The sequence below is a fragment of the Paraburkholderia xenovorans LB400 genome, from assembly GCF_000013645.1.
Taxonomy (GTDB): domain Bacteria; phylum Pseudomonadota; class Gammaproteobacteria; order Burkholderiales; family Burkholderiaceae; genus Paraburkholderia; species Paraburkholderia xenovorans.
Genome location: NC_007951.1, coordinates 3,128,273 through 3,146,588 on the forward strand (window position 1 = coordinate 3,128,273; position 18,316 = coordinate 3,146,588).

15 protein-coding genes are annotated in these 18,316 nt (G+C 63.1%); 3 read left to right on the forward strand and 12 right to left on the reverse strand.

The window, feature by feature from the left end; translation table 11 throughout:
- Window positions 1-8: 8 nt before the first annotated feature.
- Both BXE_RS13935 and BXE_RS47235 read left to right on the forward strand, forming a co-directional pair.
- Window positions 9-1,268 carry a cupin domain-containing protein gene (locus BXE_RS13935; RefSeq protein WP_038457712.1) on the forward strand — a complete coding sequence of 420 codons (1,260 nt, stop codon included), beginning with the start codon at window positions 9-11 and terminating at the stop codon, window positions 1,266-1,268.
- Window positions 1,269-1,500: 232 nt separating this feature from the next.
- Entirely contained in the window at window positions 1,501-1,776 is a 276-nt protein-coding gene (locus BXE_RS47235; protein WP_081435531.1) for a hypothetical protein, read from the forward strand.
- 152 nt (window positions 1,777-1,928) lie between these two features.
- Here the strand turns inward: BXE_RS47235 and BXE_RS13940 are convergent, their stop codons facing one another.
- The 3 genes from BXE_RS13940 to BXE_RS13950 all read right to left on the reverse strand — a co-directional run bounded on the left by BXE_RS13940 (window position 1,929) and on the right by BXE_RS13950 (window position 5,533).
- Complete coding sequence (locus tag BXE_RS13940; RefSeq protein WP_011488930.1) at window positions 1,929-4,184, reverse strand: ATP-dependent DNA helicase; 2,256 nt, start codon at window positions 4,182-4,184, stop codon at window positions 1,929-1,931.
- A 64-nt stretch (window positions 4,185-4,248) separates the two neighbouring features.
- Window positions 4,249-4,467 carry a DUF465 domain-containing protein gene (locus BXE_RS13945; protein WP_007181361.1) on the reverse strand — a complete coding sequence of 73 codons (219 nt, stop codon included), beginning with the start codon at window positions 4,465-4,467 and terminating at the stop codon, window positions 4,249-4,251.
- Window positions 4,468-4,594: 127 nt separating this feature from the next.
- Complete coding sequence (locus tag BXE_RS13950) at window positions 4,595-5,533, reverse strand: hypothetical protein (protein WP_011488931.1); 939 nt, start codon at window positions 5,531-5,533, stop codon at window positions 4,595-4,597.
- Between the two features lie 404 nt (window positions 5,534-5,937).
- On the opposite strand from BXE_RS13950, the gene BXE_RS13955 reads away from it, so the two are divergent.
- Window positions 5,938-8,283 carry a Tex family protein gene (locus tag BXE_RS13955; RefSeq protein ID WP_011488932.1) on the forward strand — a complete coding sequence of 782 codons (2,346 nt, stop codon included), beginning with the start codon at window positions 5,938-5,940 and terminating at the stop codon, window positions 8,281-8,283.
- Between the two features lie 182 nt (window positions 8,284-8,465).
- Here the strand turns inward: BXE_RS13955 and BXE_RS13960 are convergent, their stop codons facing one another.
- From BXE_RS13960 to hfq, 9 genes are all read right to left on the reverse strand, one after another.
- Window positions 8,466-10,352, reverse strand: a complete 1,887-nt coding sequence (locus tag BXE_RS13960) for a potassium transporter Kup (RefSeq protein ID WP_011488933.1) — start codon at window positions 10,350-10,352, stop codon at window positions 8,466-8,468.
- A gap of 286 nt (window positions 10,353-10,638) precedes the next feature.
- Window positions 10,639-11,229 (reverse strand): phosphoribosyltransferase, encoded by a 591-nt coding sequence (locus BXE_RS13965; RefSeq protein WP_007181357.1) that lies wholly within the window; start codon window positions 11,227-11,229, stop codon window positions 10,639-10,641.
- A 2-nt stretch (window positions 11,230-11,231) separates the two neighbouring features.
- Window positions 11,232-12,578, reverse strand: a complete 1,347-nt coding sequence (locus BXE_RS13970; RefSeq protein ID WP_011488934.1) for an adenylosuccinate synthase — start codon at window positions 12,576-12,578, stop codon at window positions 11,232-11,234.
- A gap of 204 nt (window positions 12,579-12,782) precedes the next feature.
- A complete protein-coding gene (locus BXE_RS13975) occupies window positions 12,783-13,934 on the reverse strand; it encodes an ATP phosphoribosyltransferase regulatory subunit (RefSeq protein ID WP_011488935.1) in 1,152 nt (383 codons plus the stop codon).
- Window positions 13,935-14,234: 300 nt separating this feature from the next.
- Window positions 14,235-14,426: a DUF2065 domain-containing protein gene (locus BXE_RS13980; RefSeq protein ID WP_011488937.1), complete on the reverse strand. Its 192-nt coding sequence runs from the start codon at window positions 14,424-14,426 to the stop codon at window positions 14,235-14,237.
- Between the two features lie 44 nt (window positions 14,427-14,470).
- Window positions 14,471-15,373, reverse strand: a complete 903-nt coding sequence (hflC, locus tag BXE_RS13985; protein ID WP_011488938.1) for a protease modulator HflC — start codon at window positions 15,371-15,373, stop codon at window positions 14,471-14,473.
- A gap of 12 nt (window positions 15,374-15,385) precedes the next feature.
- Entirely contained in the window at window positions 15,386-16,768 is a 1,383-nt protein-coding gene (gene hflK, locus BXE_RS13990) for an FtsH protease activity modulator HflK (protein ID WP_011488939.1), read from the reverse strand.
- 49 nt (window positions 16,769-16,817) lie between these two features.
- Window positions 16,818-18,032, reverse strand: coding sequence for a GTPase HflX (gene hflX, locus BXE_RS13995; RefSeq protein WP_007181351.1), 1,215 nt, complete (start codon window positions 18,030-18,032; stop codon window positions 16,818-16,820).
- Between the two features lie 30 nt (window positions 18,033-18,062).
- Window positions 18,063-18,299, reverse strand: coding sequence for an RNA chaperone Hfq (gene hfq / locus BXE_RS14000; protein ID WP_006051315.1), 237 nt, complete (start codon window positions 18,297-18,299; stop codon window positions 18,063-18,065).
- Between the last annotated feature and the right edge of the window lie 17 nt (window positions 18,300-18,316).

An 18,316-nucleotide genomic window follows, 5' to 3' on the forward strand; every position in this document is an offset into this window, starting at 1 on the left:
ATTATACGATGCCCAAGCGGCCCACTGACCACCCGGCCGACACTGCATCGGCACGCAATCCGTCGCCGGCTGCAAAGCCGGCTCTGCCCGCTCTTCCGGTTCTGCCGCCCTCGCCAGACATGCCGACAGCGCTGCTCGGCAATCTCACGCCGTCGCAATTCATGCGCCGCTACTGGCAAAAAAAGCCGCTGCTGATTCGCCAGGCGATCCCGAATGTAGAGGCGCCGCTCTCGCGCGAAGAATTTTTCGAGCTGGCCGATCAGGACGAAGTCGAAGCACGTCTGATCACGCACTTCCGCAATAAGTGGCAACTGGAGCACGGCCCGTTCGCGCCTGACGAACTGCCTTCGCTGAAGCAGCGCGCATGGACATTGCTCGTGCAAGGCGTGGATCTCTACGACGATCGCGCGCGCGCCTTGCTCGACCGCTTCCGCTTCGTGCCCGACGCGCGCCTGGACGATCTGATGATCTCGTATGCAACCGACGGCGGCGGCGTAGGCCCCCACTTCGATTCCTACGACGTGTTTCTCCTGCAGGTCAAAGGCAAGCGTCGCTGGCGCATCAGCGCGCAGAAAGATCTGACACTGCAAGCCGGTTTACCTTTGAAAGTTTTACAGAATTTCCACGCCGAACAGGAGTGGCTGCTCGAACCGGGCGACATGTTGTACCTGCCGCCGCACATCGCGCATGATGGGATCGCCGAAGGCGAATGCATGACCTGCTCGATCGGTTTTCGCGCGCCCTCCGCGAGCGAACTGACCGCGCAGTTCCTCTATCATCTGGCCGAGCGAGGCGAAGCGGCGGGCCACGCAGGCGCGCTTTATCGCGATCCGCAGCAGCCCGCTGTCGAGCGTCCGGCGGAGCTGCCCGCGGCGCTTGTCGAAAGAGTTGGCGCAATCCTTGCTGGTATCAAATGGAAAGAGCAGGATATTGCGTCGTTCCTTGGCACGTATCTCAGCGAACCCAAGCCGAGTGTCGTCTTTGATCCGCCGCAAAGACCGCTTGATGAAGCACGTTTCATCAGTCAGGCATCGAAGTCAGGTATTCGGCTGGACCGCAAGACTAATTTGTTGTACAACCGCCGTTTTTTCTTCATAAATGGAGAGGAAACATCATTCGATGGCGCAAAAAAGTGGTTGTTTGACCTCGCAGATCACCGGTGTATGAGTGCGAAACGCTTTGTAACACTCTCGCACGATTCGTCGGTGACAGCACGGCTACACGAGTGGTATTGTGCGGGCTGGATACAAGTGGGCGAGCTTGCATAACTCTGCCTGCCTGCTATACCGTACAGTGAAATTTTGTATGAGAAAGACAACGTATTGACCCCGGATTTATGGATTGTCAGTACGAAAGTGCATATAATTTCCGCCCAAGCCGTAGGGAAGATTCCAGCTCGTCAGAAGAGCGTCTCCACCAGCGGCCCAGGTCGGTGTTGGAGCACATTACCGGTTTTATTTTGCGCTGTTGCTTACCTTTAAACCATAAAAGGACGTGATCATGAAGAAATCCCTCCTCGTAGCATCCCTGTTGGCAGCTGTGGCACTGGCTGCATGCAACAAGAGCAACGACCAGGCCGCTGCCCCGGCTAGCGACGCAGCTGCTGCTTCGGCACCGGCTGCTGCAGCTTCGGATTCGGCTGCTGCTGCTTCGGGTGCTGCTGCTGCTGCGAGCGACGCTGCTGCTTCGGCTACGTCCGCTGCTTCGGACGCAGGTGCTGCTGCTTCGGACGCTGCTGCTTCGGCTGCAGCTCCGGCTTCGGGCGCAAGCCAGTAAGCTGTCACATAGGGCTCGCCTCTGGGCGAAAACTGCATCGGGAAGTCACCTCGATTTCCCGGGCAGTAAAGCAAAACGCCACGGACTCACATCCGTGGCGTTTTGTCATTTAAGAGCCGCTATTTACAACGGCGCTTATTGATTCCAATCAGCTATTGAGCCGGCGTTTCGTTCTCTTCGAAAAACTCGCGCACTACCTCGATCTCGCGTGTGCGTTTAAATGGCGGCAGGCTCTGCCAGATACGGCGCCCATACGGTTTGTCGACGAGTCGCGTATCGCAGATCATCAGCACGCCGCGATCGGTCTCAGCGCGGATCAGGCGCCCTGCGCCCTGCTTGAGGGTAATCACCGCCTGCGGCAGCTGATGCACGGCGAACGGGCTCAAACCTTTTTTGGTCAACGCATCGAGACGCGCCGACAGAACCGGATCGTCGGGCGGCGCAAACGGCAGCTTGTCGATCACCACCAGCGACAATGCGTCGCCGCGCACATCCACGCCCTCCCAGAAGCTCTGGCTGCCCACCAGAATCGCGTTGCCATACGAGCGGAAGCGATCCAGCAGCTCGGTGCGGCTCGCGTCGCCCTGCACGAGCAGCGGATAGTTCCAGCCGCGCGCCTCGATCGTGTCGCGTAGCTTGGCCGAGATGCGGTCCACCGCGCGCAGCGTCGTGCATAACATGAAGACGCCACCGCCCGATGCCTCGATCGCCGGCAATGCGGCGTCGAACACGGCGTCGGTGAACATCGGCGAAGACGGCTGCGGCAAATTGCGCGGCACGTATAGCAACCCCTGCGTCGGATAATCGAAGGGACTGGGCAGCGTCATCGAGCGCTTCGCGTTCAGGCCCATCTGCGCGGCGTAGTGCGTGAAATCGCCGCGCACCGACAGCGTGGCCGACGTGAAAATCCACGCGCGCGGCACGCCGGCGCGCTGCTTCGCGAAAATCGGCGCGACCGACAACGGCGTTTCGTGCAACTGCACGGTATGCGAAAAGACTTCGACCCAGCGCACCTTTTCATTCGGGTCGGCGCGCTCGGCCTTGCCGTCCGCCGAGGCTGTGTCAGCGGCCTCGCGCTCGGCCTGCGTGGGCGGTGTGGTCCAGCCGGCAAGCACGCCTTGCAGTTCGCGGGCGCGGCGCAGACACGCGCCGATCGATTCGGCGCGCTCGGCCTGCCCCGCCAGCGCGGACGCAAGGGCATCGAGCTCGGTCTCCAGCGTTTCCAGTGCGGGGAACAATGGATGATCGTCCGGCAACTGGCCGATCGACAGGCGCACCGAGTCTTCCTTGAAGGCAAGCCGCACGTCGCGCGCCGCGCGCTCGAGCGTGGAGCCGAGCGTGACCCAATCGACCGTTTCGCGCGCATGACCCAGACCCTCGGCCACCGAATCGCGAGCCAGTTCGAGAAACTGCGTGGTCGAGAGTGTCTCGCCGAAAAACAACGTTGCGGTTTCGGGCAACTGGTGCGCTTCGTCGAAGATGATGGTGTTGGCGGTGGGCAGCAGTTCAGCCATGCCCGTGTCGCGCAACATGATGTCGGCGAAAAACAGATGGTGGTTCACCACCACGATATCCGCCTGCTGCGCCTCGCGGCGCGCCTGCATTACGAAGCAGTCCTTGTAATGCGGGCACTCCTGGCCAAGACAGTTTTCGCGTGTCGACGTGACCATCGACCACACCGCCGCCGTTTCGGGCACGCTGGCCAGTTCGGCCTTGTCGCCGGTGCGCGTGATCTTGGCGAAGCGCACGATATCCTGCAGATACGAGGTTTCCTGACGCGACGGCAGACGGCCGTTATCCGCGGTGCGCTGCAGATAGTAGTGGCACAGGTAATTCGCGCGCCCCTTGAGCATTGCGACCGAGACCGGCACCGCGAGCGCATCGCGCACGGTCGGAATATCGCGCTGAAAAAGCTGATCCTGCAGATGCTTCGTGCCGGTGGAGACGATTACCTTGCCGCCCCACAGCATGGCCGGCACGAGATACGCGTAGGTCTTGCCCGTGCCCGTACCGGCTTCGACGATCAGCGTGTTTTCGCTGCCGTCGAGTCCGCCCGATTCGGCGCTCTCAGCGGCCTCGGCGACGGCATCCGCACCCGGCGCCTGCAGACGCCGTGCCGGACGCTTCTGCGCCTCGAACATCGCGGGCTCGGGCATCGCGCGGCCCGACGCCTCCATTGCCGCGGCCACGGCGCGTGACATTTCGATCTGCGACGCGCGCGAGCGGTAGCCGTCGATCTGCCGGGCCAGCAAGCCGTTGTCGGCGAAGATCTCGTCCAGTTCGGCGGCGCGGCGCGGGTTCAGCGACGCGCTCAATGCGGACGCGGCGGGACGCGGCGCCGGTGTAACGGCGCTGGCTGCGTCCTCGCCCGGCGTGGCACGGGATGAAGTTTCAAGCGGTGAATTCAAGGCAAGCGTTTCCTGCAAAGTCCGGCTCGCGCGACGCGCGCCCGGCGCCTGCCAGGCCGCGAACTCAGGCGCGTGCGTCCGGTTCGAGCTGCAATTGCAGCAAGATGATGGTGTCCTTGACTTTGAGTTTGCGCTTTTTCAGGCGCTGCAACTCGAAGTCGTCGATGCCGGGCTCATCCGACATTCGGTCGATCAGGCGATCGAGCCCACTATGCTCCGATTCCAGTTGCAGAATACGGTCGCGAAGTGTGTCCGCGTTGATGACGTGATGTTGATCGCGCATACTCGCCTCCTCTCGTCGACGGCGCGGGCGGCGTGTGCTGCCCGCTGCCTGAGGTTGCTGTCCGGCTTAAAACGCGTTACGGCGACTGCGGCCCTGCCACGCACGCTCAGGGCCCACTGCGGGAATCTTACTGCTGCTCCTGTTGCTGCTTTTGCTGCTCTTCGAGTTGCTGCTGTTTCAACGCATCCTGACGTTTCTGCTCGGCCTTCTCGGCCGCCTGCCTCTGACGCGCTTCCACGTCGGCCTTGTGCTGCGCCGCGTCCGCCTGCTTCTTTTCGAACGTCTGCTGCTTCTGCACGCGCTCCTGAGCCTTCTGCGCACCTTGCGCACGCGCCTCGTCGAGCTTGCGCTGGAAGTCGGCCTGCTTCTGATCGTACGCCTGCCGGTTGGCCGCCGCCTGCGACGGACTGATGCCGCGCTGCGCCTGATCCAGCGCATGCTGACGCTGCTTCTCCTGATACGCCTGCTCGTTCGCGCTGCGCTGCGGCGCCTCGGCGGCGCGCTGCGCCTGATCGAGTTGATGCTGGCGCTGCTTGTCTTCGTAAGCCTGCGCGTTGCGCGCGTCTTCGGCGGCGCGCTGCGGCGCGCTCGCTTCGTCCTGCGCGCGTTTGAGCGCGGCCTGCTCGTCACGGGTGCGGGCGCGCTGCGTGCGCTGTTCGCCGTCGAGCGCGAGCTGTTCCTTGCGAATATCCGCCTGTACCGAACGCATGTTGTCGCGCGCCTTGTTCAGGCAGTAGTTGACGAAGAACCTGCTATAGCAGTCGTGTTCCGCGACGCCATAGCGATAGTTGTTCTCCTCGGTGCGCTGATCCAGGACTTTTTGCCGCGCGTCGAAATCGCTGCCGGACGATACCGCGTTGCCGGCGTTGTCCGTGCCGTCGCCAGTCGTTCCGCCCTGCGCATTCGTGGCGCTCGTGGCCTCCCCGCCCGCCGCAGCGGCCGGCGCGAGAGCGCCGGCGGGCCGCGCGGCGCTGCTGCTCGCAGGCGTCGCGGATTGCGCCACGGCCGGCGTGGAGGCGGCTAACGCAACAGCGAGGACGCATGACGCGCACGACGCGAAAAACATTCCACTGGAACGAGACGCGGAGCTGAACACCGGGCCCGAAACCGACACGAGCGAGCCGACCGGCGCGCGCAGCACGAGCGGCGAAAAACGCGACAACGAGCGCAGCAACAAACGCGACAGGAAACGCGATGAAGAAAACAGCGGCGGTTGTGTCAAGCGAGAGACCAAGCGGGAGCCCAGGCGGTTGAGGGACAAGGAGATTGGCAACGTCGTAGAGGGTCAACGGAACATGCCCGAAATTCTATCACCCTGCGGTTGAGCCCTTTTGCATTTATGGCAAAATGCCCCGCTCCAGCAACCTGGTCGCAGCGCGCACGCCCGGCGTGCCCGGACGCGCCCCACGTGGCCTCACGTGCGGTTAGCGCGCGGCCCCCGAACTGAGTCCGCAGGAACACCAAGACCTTATGACGGAAACCGTAGCACTCAAGATCGTACAGCGCATCGCCGCCGAACTGTCCGTCCAGCCGCGCCAGGTCGCGGCCGCGGTGCAACTTCTCGACGAAGGAGCGACTGTTCCGTTCATCGCCCGCTACCGTAAGGAAGTGACCGACAATCTCGACGACACGCAGTTGCGCAACCTCGAGGAACGCCTGCTGTATCTGCGCGAGCTGGAAGACCGGCGCGCGGCGATCATCGCCAGCATCGACGAACAGGGCAAGCTCACCGACGAGCTGCGCGCCGCGATCGAAGGCGCCGACAGCAAGCAGGTGCTGGAAGACCTGTATCTCCCGTACAAGCCGAAGCGCCGCACGCGCGCGCAGATCGCCCGCGAAGCGGGCCTTCAGCCGCTCGCCGACGCGCTGCTGGCCAATCCGCGGCTCGACCCGCAAACCGAAGCCGCCGCCTACGTGGACGCCGAGAAAGGCGTCGCCGACGTCAAGGCCGCGCTCGACGGCGCGCGCGACATCCTTTCGGAGCAGTTCGGCGAAACGGCCGAGTTGCTCGGCAAGCTGCGCGACTACCTGTTCAACCAGGGCGTGGTGTCGTCGAAAGTGGTGGAAGGCAAGGAAAACGCCGAAGAAGAGAAGTTCCGCGATTATTACGACTACTCGGAAACCATCCGCACCGTGCCGTCGCATCGCGCGCTGGCGCTGTTCCGCGGCCGCAATGCCGGCGTGCTGATGGTCAAGCTCGGCCTCGGCGAAGAACTCGACGCGCAGGTGCCGCATCCGGGCGAAGCGCTGATCGCGCGCCACTTCGGCATTGCCAATCAGAACCGTCCGGCCGACAAGTGGCTCTCCGATGTGTGCCGCTGGTGCTGGCGCGTGAAGGTGCAGCCGCATATCGAAAACGAATTGCTGACCAATCTGCGCGACGAAGCCGAGCACGAAGCGATCCGCGTGTTCGCGCGCAATCTGAAGGACTTGTTGCTCGCCGCGCCCGCTGGCCCGAAAGCCGTGATTGGCCTCGATCCGGGCATGCGCACCGGCGTGAAGGTGGCCGTGGTTGATCGCACCGGCAAGGTGCTCGCCACCGACGTGATCTATCCGCACGAGCCGCGCCGCGACTGGGACGGCTCGATCGCGAAACTCGCGCGCATCTGCGCGCAGACGCAGGCTGAACTGATCAGCATCGGCAACGGCACGGCGTCGCGTGAAACGGACAAGCTCGCGAGCGAACTGATCGCGCGTCATCCGGAATTCAAGCTGCAGAAGATCGTCGTGTCCGAAGCCGGCGCGTCGGTGTACTCGGCCTCTGAACTCGCGGCGAAGGAATTCCCCGACATGGACGTGTCGCTGCGCGGCGCGGTGTCGATTGCACGCCGTCTGCAGGATCCGCTTGCGGAACTGGTGAAGATCGAGCCGAAGGCGATCGGCGTCGGCCAGTATCAGCACGACGTGAACCAGCGCGAACTGGCCCGTTCGCTCGATGCCGTGGTCGAAGACTGCGTGAACGCCGTCGGCGTGGATGCGAATACCGCGTCCGTCGCGCTGCTCGCCCGCGTGTCGGGTCTGAATGCCACGCTGGCGCGCAATATCGTCGACTATCGCGATGCGAACGGCCCGTTCCCGTCGCGCGAACATCTGCGCAAGGTGCCGCGTCTGGGCGACAAGACCTTCGAGCAGGCCGCCGGGTTCCTGCGCATCAACAACGGTGAGAATCCGCTCGACCGTTCGTCGGTTCACCCGGAAGCGTATCCGGTCGTCGAACGCATGCTCGCGAAAATCAGCAAGCATGTGGGTGAAGTGCTGGGCAATCGGGACGCACTGCGCGGGTTGTCGCCCGCGGAATTCGTCGACGATCGCTTCGGTCTGCCGACCGTGCGCGACATTCTGCTCGAACTCGAAAAGCCGGGCCGCGATCCACGCCCCGAATTCAAGACCGCGACGTTCCGCGAAGGCGTCGAGAAGGTCAGCGATTTGACACCGGGCATGGTGCTCGAAGGCGTCGTAACGAACGTGGCGGCATTCGGCGCGTTCATCGACATCGGTGTGCATCAGGACGGTCTGGTGCACGTGTCGGCCATGTCGACGAAGTTCATCAAGGACCCGCATGAAGTCGTCAAGGCCGGCCAGATCGTCAAGGTGAAGGTGCTGGAAGTGGACGTGAAGCGCCAGCGTATCGCGCTGACCATGCGGATGGACGACGAAGTCGGCGCAGCGTCGGCGCGCAGCGGCGGCGCCCAGCAGGACCGCGGCGGCGCGGGCCGCTCAGGTGGCGGCGGACGCGGCGCGCCGCAACAGCGCTCGCGTGAGCCGGAACCGGGCGGCGCAATGGCGGCGGCATTCGCCAAGCTCAAGCAGAAGTAAGCTCGCGGGTTAAGCGCGTGATTCGCTCACGCGCTGGCTGCGCTGGCCGAGCGCCGCGCTTTGCGTGCTCACTTGCCGTGCTCATTGCTCTGCCGAACACGCGGCAAATAAAAAACCCACGCATTCACGTGGGTTTTTTTTCGCCCCTATTTCCAGGCACATCCGCGAATCCTCGGCGACGGTCAAATCTCGATCTTCGTCCCCAACTCCACCACCCGGTTGGCCGGAATACTGAAGAAGTCCGTCGGCTTGGCGGCGTTCTGGTGCATCCACGCGAACACACGTTCGCGCCACACGGACATGCCCGGCAATTGCGTCGGCACCACCGTTTCGCGCGCGAGGAAGAACGACGTGTCCATCAGCTCGAAGGTCATGTCATGCGTGCGGCCGACTTCCAGCAGGACCGCCTTCACGTCAGGCGTTTCGTTGAACCCGTAGGCCGCCTTGACGAGATACAGCCCACCGTCGATATCCTTCACCGTCACACGGTCCGCATCGTTCACGTACGGAATATCGCGCGTCACGAAGGTCAGGAAGATGGTGCGCTCATGCAGCACCTTGTTGTGCTTCAGGTTGTGCAGCAGGCTCACCGGCACGAGCGAATCGCTGCCGGTCAGATAGATCGCCGTGCCCGACACGCGGTGCGGCGGATGCGCGAGCAGCCCTTGCAGGAACGGCATGAGCGGAATACCGTCGGCCGCCGTGCGCTCCTTGACGATCATGCGCCCCTTGTACCAGGTCATCAGCAGGAAGAACAGCAACGCGCCGATGCCGAGCGGCAGCCAGCCGCCCTCTTCGACCTTCAGCAGATTAGCGCCGAAAAAGCCGAGATCCACCGTCATGAATACGCCGATGATCAGCGCCACCAGCAGCTTGTTCCAGTTCCACACCTTCACCATCACCACGCAGGCGAGAATCGTGGTGATCACCATCGTGGCCGTCACCGCAATACCGTATGCGGCCGCGAGATTGTCCGAACTCTTGAAAGCAATCACGATGCACAGAATGATGAACAGCAGCATCCAGTTCACCACCGGTACATAGATCTGGCCGATCGCCAGCTCCGATGTGTGCAGAATCTTCATGCGCGGCACGTAGCCGAGCTGGATTGCCTGGCTCGTCAGCGAATAGGCGCCGGAAATCACCGCCTGCGAGGCGATCACCGTCGCGATGGTGGACAGCACGACGAGCGGCAGCAAGGCCCAGTCCGGCGCGAGCAGGAAGAACGGATTTTCGATGGCCTTCGGATCGTGCATCAGCAGCGCGCCCTGGCCGAAGTAATTCAGCACCAGTGACGGCATGACCAGCACGTACCACGCCATGCGGATCGGCTTCGCGCCGAAGTGGCCCATGTCGGCGTACAGCGCTTCGGCGCCGGTCAGCACCAGCACGACCGAGCCGAGCACCACGTAAGCCTGCAGCACGTGCGCGGCCATGAAGGTGTAGGCGTAGCAGGGGTTGAGCGCGCGGATCACGCTCGGCGACTGCAGGATGTGCCACAGGCCGAGCGCTGCGAGCACCACGAACCATAGCACCATGATCGGACCGAACAGGCGGCCGACCATGGCCGTGCCGTGCCGTTGAATCCAGAACAGCAGGATGAGGATCACGATCGTGAGCGGCAGCACCAGATGCGACAGATGCGGCGCGGCAATCTCCAGACCTTCGACCGCCGAGATCACCGAAATGGCCGGTGTAATCACGGCGTCACCATAGAACATGCAGGCACCGAAAATGCCGAGCATCATCAGCAAGCCGGCCATCTTCGACTTCTCGTCGAGCGAGCGCAGCGCCAGCGCCATCAGCGCGAGAACGCCACCCTCGCCGTTATTGTCCGCACGCATCACGAACAACACATATTTCACGCCGACCACGATCACGATCGCCCAGAACAGCAGCGAGATCACACCCAGAATGGATTGATCGGTCAGCGGAATGCCGTGCGATGGGCTGAAGGCTTCTTTCAACGAGTACAACGGACTCGTGCCGATATCGCCGAATACCACTCCGATCGCGGCAATGGCGAGGGAAGGCAGAGGCTGTTTGTGCTCGTGATTGTTATCTGTCATAAACGCGAGGAAATCCGTTCCCTGGGCGGGAAAAACGACCGCTATTCTAAACTGCCCATCTGGCGCCGCCCGGCTTGTTGTGGATACACCACGTGATGGTCCGCGCAGTGTAGCACTGCGATATGAGCGCGTCTGCTGCGCGAGCCGTATTGTCCGCATCGCCGATGCGCGGTTTGCGAAGCGCACGCGCACGGTCGGTGCACAAACAAAAAAACGGAGCCCATTGGGCTCCGTTTTGCGAGACTACGCGGGATACGACGCAACAGGTTCGGCGCCGAAGTGCACATCACGCCCCCGACGACTCCTGCGCTTGTGCCGTGCCGCGCTTGATCCACGCGCCGAGGTTATGCGGACGAACCGTGTCCCATTCCTCGAACGGTTGATGGATCCACGGATTGGTGGGCAGATACTGCACATGGTAATCGGGCTTCACCTTCGAGCAGCCCTTGTACCAGAGCACCGCCGAACGCACCGCGGTGATCGCCGGATAACGTTCTTTCAGATGCTGCTGAACCCGCGCGAGCGTCACGCCCGAATCGACCAGGTCGTCGACCAGCAGCACGTTGCCGTGCAGCTCGCCGCGCGTCATGGTGATGTATTGCGCGATGTCGAGCTCGCCCTGCTCCGTGCCGGCCGCTTCACGATACGAACTCGTGGCGAGAATCGCCAGCGGCAGATCGTAAATGCGCGAGAGCTGATCGCCGACACGCAAACCGCCGCGCGCAAGGCACAGGATCTTGTCGAATTTCCAGCCCGACTCGTGCACCTGCAACGCCAGCAGTTCGATCAACCGGTGATACTCGTCCCAGCCGACCCAGAGGTTCTTGTCGTCGTTGCGCGGATCTTTCATCGCAATCATGGGAACACCTTGCACCATGTTTAAACCTTGAACGGATGACGAAGCAGGATGGTTTCATCGCGATCCGGACCGGTCGACACCATGTCGATCGGAATGCCCGCAACCTCCTGCACACGCGACAGATACGCGCGCGCATTCGCCGGCAGTTTGTCCCATTCCTTGATGCCAACCGTGCTTTCCTTCCAGCCCGCGAAGGTTTCGTACACCGGCTCACAGCGTGCAACTTCCGACGCGCCGCGCGGCAGCAGGTCGACATTCTTGCCGTCCACCTTGTAACCAACGCACAGTTTCACTTCGTCAAGACCGTCGAGCACGTCCAGCTTGGTCATGCACAGACCCGATACGCCGTTGATCTGGATCGAGCGGCGCAGCGCGGCCGCGTCGAGCCAGCCGGTGCGGCGCGGACGACCCGTGACCGAGCCGAATTCCTTGCCGACGGTAGCCAGTTCGAGGCCGATCGCTTCCTGGCGTGCAGCGTTATCCGCGTCGTACAGTTCGCTCGGGAACGGGCCCGAGCCGACGCGCGTGCAGTACGCCTTGGTGATGCCGAGAATGTAGTTCAGCTTTTGCGGACCGACACCCGCGCCGGCCGTGGCCGCACCGGCCACGCAGTTGCTCGACGTGACGAACGGATACGTGCCGTGATCGATGTCGAGCAGCGTGCCTTGCGCGCCTTCGAACAGCAGGTTGCTGCCGGCGGCGTTGACGTCGTACAGACGGCGCGACACGTCGGTCACCATCGGCCTCAGACGGTCGGCATAGCTGAGCATCGTGTCGAGCGTTTGCTGGAAGTCGACAGCGGCGACGCCCAGGTATTGCGTCAACACGAAGTTGTGATAGTCGAGGTTTTCACGCAGACGTTCGGCGAAGATCTCCGGCTCGAACAGGTCCTGCACGCGCAAACCGCGGCGTGCCACCTTGTCTTCGTAAGCCGGGCCGATGCCGCGGCCGGTGGTGCCGATCTTGCCTGCGCCACGGCGCGCTTCGCGGCCCTGGTCGATGGCGATGTGATACGGCAGGATCAGCGTGGTGGCTTCGGAAATGAAGAGGCGATTCTGGACATCGACCCCGGCGGCTTCGAGCTCGCCGATTTCCTTGAACAGCGCTTCCGGCGACAACACGACGCCATTGCCGATGTAGCACGCGACGCCGGGATGCATGATGCCCGACGGAATCAGACGCAAGATGGTTTTCTTGCCGCCGATGATAAGCGTGTGACCGGCATTGTGACCGCCCTGGAAGCGAACGACGCCTTGAGCGTGGTCCGTCAGCCAGTCGACGATCTTGCCCTTGCCTTCATCACCCCATTGGGTCCCCACGACGACGACGTTACGCCCGGGGTTCACATTCACTGCGCTGGCAGACATGTTGTTTCGTAAGCTGGTTAAAAACGTATTCTACCTATGTTCGCGGAACCTTCCGAATTTTTCCGTTTCCGCTCAACGGTATGCACGTTATGGTGGGTATAGCGAAAGTGGCGCGGCCAACGGCCGCGCCGTGCTTCGGCGACACATTCGGCGCCATCTGACATGCCATGAGGATCGCCCTCAGGCGGGTCTGCCGGAACGCGCTCAGGCGCGCGGTTCGACCACCCAGTTACCGCTGCGTTCGACCAGCACGCGGTCGAACGCGAATTCATCGAGATCGTGTTCGTGGCCGGGCAGCGCCTGAATCACCACCTCGCCGGCATCGCGCAACGCGGCCACGCTCACGCGCAATGCCTCGTCGTGCTGCCACGGCGCGAGAATCGCGCTGCTGCGCGCTTCGACTGGCGAAATCCGCGCCACTTCGCGCAGATCGAGCGAAAAGCCGGTTGCCGCCCGCGCGCGGCCATACGCCTGACCCACGTGGTCGTAACGGCCGCCGCGCGCTACCGCATTCGGTACGCCGTCCACATACGCCGAGAACATCACGCCGCTGTGGTACGCATAGCCGCGCAGATCGGCGAGATCGATCATGACTTCGGCGCCGTCCACCTGGCTCGCGAGGAACGCGAGGTCGTCGAGCGCGCGGGCAATGGCCGGCATATTCGGCAAGCGTGCGCGGGCTTCGTCGAGCACCGAAGCGTCGCCGTACAACCTGGGCAGCGCGCGCAACGCGTCGCGAATCACCGGCGTGAGGTTGGCCGTCAGTTCGACGAGGCGCGGCACGTCCTTGCCCGCGAGCGCGTCGTAGAGCGACTGGCCGAGTTCGGCCGCGGCCGGTTCGGCTTCGATCAGTGCGGCGAGCACGCCCGCATGGCACAGATCGAGGCGCACCTTCGCGAGACCGGCCAGACGCAGCGCGTCGAGCATCAGTTGCTGGATTTCCAGGTCCGCTTCGAGGCCCGCGTGGCCGTAGATTTCCGCGCCGATCTGGATCTGCTCGCGGGTGGCGTGCAGGCCGCGCGGACGCGTATGCGCGACGTTGCCCGCGTAGCAAAGACGCGTCACGCCCTGGCGATTCAACAAGTGCGCGTCGATGCGCGCGACCTGCGGCGTAATGTCCGCGCGCAGACCGAGCGTGCGTCCGGACAGTTGATCGACGAGCTTGAAGGTGCGCAGATTCAGATCGTGCCCACCGCCAGTGAGCAGCGACTCGATATATTCGAGCAACGGCGGCATGACCATCTCGTAGCCGTACGAACGGAAACGGTCCAGCAGATGGCGCCGCAATTCTTCGATCTTGCGGGCTTCCGACGGCAGCACGTCGGCAATATTCTCGGGAAGTAACCAGGTCGACATCGATACAGTCCTACGACGTTGAACACGGCGGCTGGGTGCGCCGGTAAGTGAGTGTGAATGGCGGGCGGCGGCTCGATTCTGGCGGCTACCGCGGGCGTTCGGGCTGCTTGCGAAGAGCGCTTCCGACGATTTTCCACAGGCGTTGCAGTGCAGTTGCTTTGCGCGCCGTTCGGGAACCCACCGCCGGCAGTGGCTGCCGATTGCAGTTGCAGTTGCAGTTGCAGTTGCAGTTGCAGTTGCAGTTGCAGTTGGCTTCAGGCCTTCGCCCGTGCCGTCAGGCCGCCGCCAGAAGAAGCCCCTTCAGGTCACGATAAACAGCAGGATCAGCCCGAGCACCATCACGATCAGGCCACCTATGCGAATCTGATGCGGCGGCCGTTCCGCTATTTTACGGAACGTGTCGCGCCAGGCGCTCGGAAAAACGAAGGGAAACATCCCTTCAATAATCAGCATCAACGCGATCGCGAGCAGTAACGAGCCGGCTATATCCATGCGAATGACGGCGCCGCGATGCGGATGCCGCGGCGTTCCGGTTATCAGTGTTTGCGCGGTACCGCGGGAGCGTCCGGCGCAGCGCCGCCGGTCGGGCTACGCATGAAGCGGAAGAACTCGTTGCTCGGGTCGACCACGATCACGTCGCCCGGCTTGAAGGTGTTCCTGTACGCCTGCATGCTTTGATAGAACTGATAGAACTGCGGGTCGGTGCCGTACGCCTCGGCGGCGATTTCCGCGGCCTTCGCATCACCCTCGCCCTTGATGGTCTGCGCCTGACGATAACCGTCCGCGAGAACCGCCTGTTGCTGGACGAGCGCGTCCTGGCGGATCTTGTCGGCCTCGGCCGTGCCCTTCGCACGCTCGTCGGCCGCGACCTGCTGACGCGCGGCGATCATCCGCTTGTAGACGGAATCCGCCATCGACGCGGGGAAGTCGACACGCGTCAGTTGCACCTCGACCACCGACACGCCGAGCGATGCCGCGGCCTTGTCCATCGCGGCGCGCGCTTCGTCGGCGACGGCCTGCTGGCGGGCCAGCGCGTCGGACAAGGTGACCTTCGCGAACGCATCGCCGAGCGCGCTGCGCGACAGCAACGCGAGCCGGTCCGGCAGGCTCTGCGCATCGCCTCTGGTTTCGGCGAGCAGCTTCAGCGGATCGGTCACGCGATATTTGACGACCGGGTTGGCCAGCAGATCGGTTTTATCGGACGTCACGTAGCGGTCTTCGTCTGGTGCGTCGAGCGACTGGATGCGGTTATCGACCAGCGTGACCGTTTGCAACGGCGGCGGCAATTTGACGTGCAGGCCGGGGCCGAGCAGGCTCGGCGCCTTGTCGCCGTGCGACGACAGCACGGCCAGATGCCGCTGATCGACGACAAACACCATAGACGAAGCGGCAAACAGCACGATGACGACAGCCACGACGAGCGCAATGATCCTGTTCATGTTATGCGCTCCTTATTGAACGTCGTCTTCGCGCATACGGCTGCGGAAGGAGTCGCGTGAGCGCAGCGCGTCGCTGCTGGCTGCGGCCTGGCTGGCGGGCGTGGCAACCGCGGCCGGCGCGGAAGCTGCGGCGCCGGTTGCAGAGGCAGACGGCACGGCCGACGGCAGCGCGGCACCGCTCGCTGCCTGCGGCGCGGCGGCGGCCACGGCACCCGAAGCGGCGTCGGCCGCCCGCTGACGGGTCTGCTCGACCAGCTTGTCGAGCGGCAGATACAGCACATTGTTGCCGCTCTTGCTGTCCACAAACACCTTGGTCGTATTCGAATAGATCTGCTGCATGGTTTCCAGATACATGCGCTCGCGAATCACAGCGGGCGCTTTCGAGTACTGCGCGTAGACCTGCTTGAAGCGCTCGGCGTCGCCTTGCGCCTGGGCCACCGTCTTGTCGCTGTACGTTTTGGCTTCGTCGATCTGGCGAGCCACGTCGGCTTGCGCGCGCGGCAACAGATCCGCGGCGTAGGCCTCGGCGTCGCGTTTCGCGCGCTCGTTTTCCTGACGGACTTTGGCGGCGTCGTCAAACGCGGCCTGCACCTGGTCGGGCGCCTGCACGCCCTGGATGGTCACACCGGTCACGGCAAGTCCGGACTGGTATTCATCCAGGGATTGCTGGATCGCCGCCATCAGCTGCTGGCGAATTGTTTCGCGATCCTGATAGAGGATGTCATTGGTGCTGCGCGCGCCGACGATGCTGCGCACCGCCGCCTGAGCAGCCTGCATCACACCCTGATCGGGATCGACGCTGCGGAACAGGTAGTCGGTCGGCTTCTTCACCTGGTATTGCACGGCGAAGCGCACGTCGACGATATCCGCGTCGTGCGTGAGCATCGACGCGTCTTTCACGTTCGCGAGACGCACCACGTTATTGCGGCCGATCTCCACCTGGCGGACCTGGCCGATATTGACGAGCTCATGCGCTTCGAACGGATACGGCAGACGCCAGTGCACGCCCTGACCCGCCGTGTAGCGATACTTGCCGAACTGCATCACGACGCCGGCCTGGCCGTCCTGCACGACGAACACCCCGCTGCCGAGATAAATGGCCAGCAGCACGCCGATCACGATGCCCAAGCCAATGCGCGCGCCACGACCGTTGTCCGGCCGGCCGCCACCCGCGCCGCCGCCCTTGCGGCCAAACACGCGGCTCAAACGGCGGTTGAAATCGCGCCACATCTCGTCGAGATCGGGCGGCCCTTCACCGTCCTTGGTCGGCGGACGTTTGGGCTCGTTTGGACGTTGCCGGTCGCCATTGCCGTCCCCCCGGCCCCAGCGCGGATCGTTCAATGAAAGCATGGCGCGCATGCGCAGCCAGATACTCCGCTCGTTGTAATCGTTCACCTGTGTTCGTTCACCAGAGTAGACAGCGGGTCAGTGCAATTGGAACGGGTCAATGCCCGAGTTCTGGGACCTTGCGGTCGTCGCGTGGTGCCGCCGACCGGTCTTCTTCCGAGAGATCGACCAGCGTTTCGGGAAGAGGTTCGGCAGTAGCGATTTCAGCGATGGCAGCGCGCAGTGTGTCCAGCCCCTGCCCTGTGCGCGCGCTCAAAAAGACGCGCGAAATATTACCATACTCGTCCCGTTCGACCGCGTCCCCACGGGCTGCCAACTCCGGCACCGCGTCGATCTTGTTGAAGACCAGCACCTGCCGGATGGTGTCCGCACCGATTGCGTGCAACACCTCGTTCACCTGATCGATCTGGTCGAGCCGCACCGCGCTCGACGCATCGACCACGTGCAGAAGCAGATCGGCGTGAATCGTTTCTTCGAGCGTGGCGCGAAACGCCGCCACCAGCTGGTGAGGCAATTCGCGGATGAAACCGACCGTATCCGACACCACCACCTGCCCCGCTTCGTCGCCGAGATAGACGCGCCGCGAGGTCGTATCCAGCGTCGCGAACAACTGGTCGGCGGCGTACGCCTGGGCCTTCGTGAGCGCGTTGAACAGCGTGGATTTGCCCGCGTTCGTGTAACCGACGAGCGATACGGACATGGTCTGATTGCGGCTGCGCGCACGACGCTGCGTGCCGTGCTGACGGCGCAATTTCTCGAGCCGCGTCTTGAGCGCCTTGATGCGCTCGCCGATCAAACGGCGGTCGGTTTCGAGCTGCGTTTCACCCGGGCCGCGCAAACCGATACCGCCTTTTTGCCGCTCAAGGTGGGTCCATGCGCGGATTAGTCGCGTGGAAAGGTACTGCAACTGCGCGAGCTCCACCTGCAGTTTGCCTTCATGGCTGCGGGCGCGTTGCGCAAAAATGTCGAGGATCAGACTGGTGCGATCGATCACGCGCCGGTTAAGCGCCTGCTCCAGATTCCGCTGCTGCGCGGGCGCCAGAGCATGATTGAAAATGACGAGTTCGATGTCGTTCGCCTCACACGCAAGACGCAGTTCTTCGGCCTTGCCGCTGCCGACGAACATCTTGGCGTCGGGACTGGACCGGCGCCCGGTGAGGGTGACTAAGGGATTCGCGCCCGCGCTTTGCGCGAGCAGGCTGAGTTCTTCGAGACTGGCTTCGAAATCGATCTTACCGAAGTCGATGCCGACAAGCGCTGCATTGATCAAATTGGAGGATATCAAAATGAGGCGGCCGGGAGTAATCGCCAACGGGCGACGTTACGCCGGCCGCGACGGGGGTTAGGACTGTTCGGAATCCGGGTGGAAATTCACCGGGCGGGCTGGCACGACAGTCGAGATTGCGTGCTTGTAGACCATCTGGGTGACCGTATTCCGGAGCAACACGACGTACTGGTCGAACGATTCGATGTTCCCTTGAAGCTTGATGCCGTTGACCAGGTAGATCGACACCGGCACATGCTCTTTACGCAGTGCGTTCAAAAACGGGTCTTGTAACAATTGCCCTTTGTTGCTCATAGCAAACTCCGTATTTT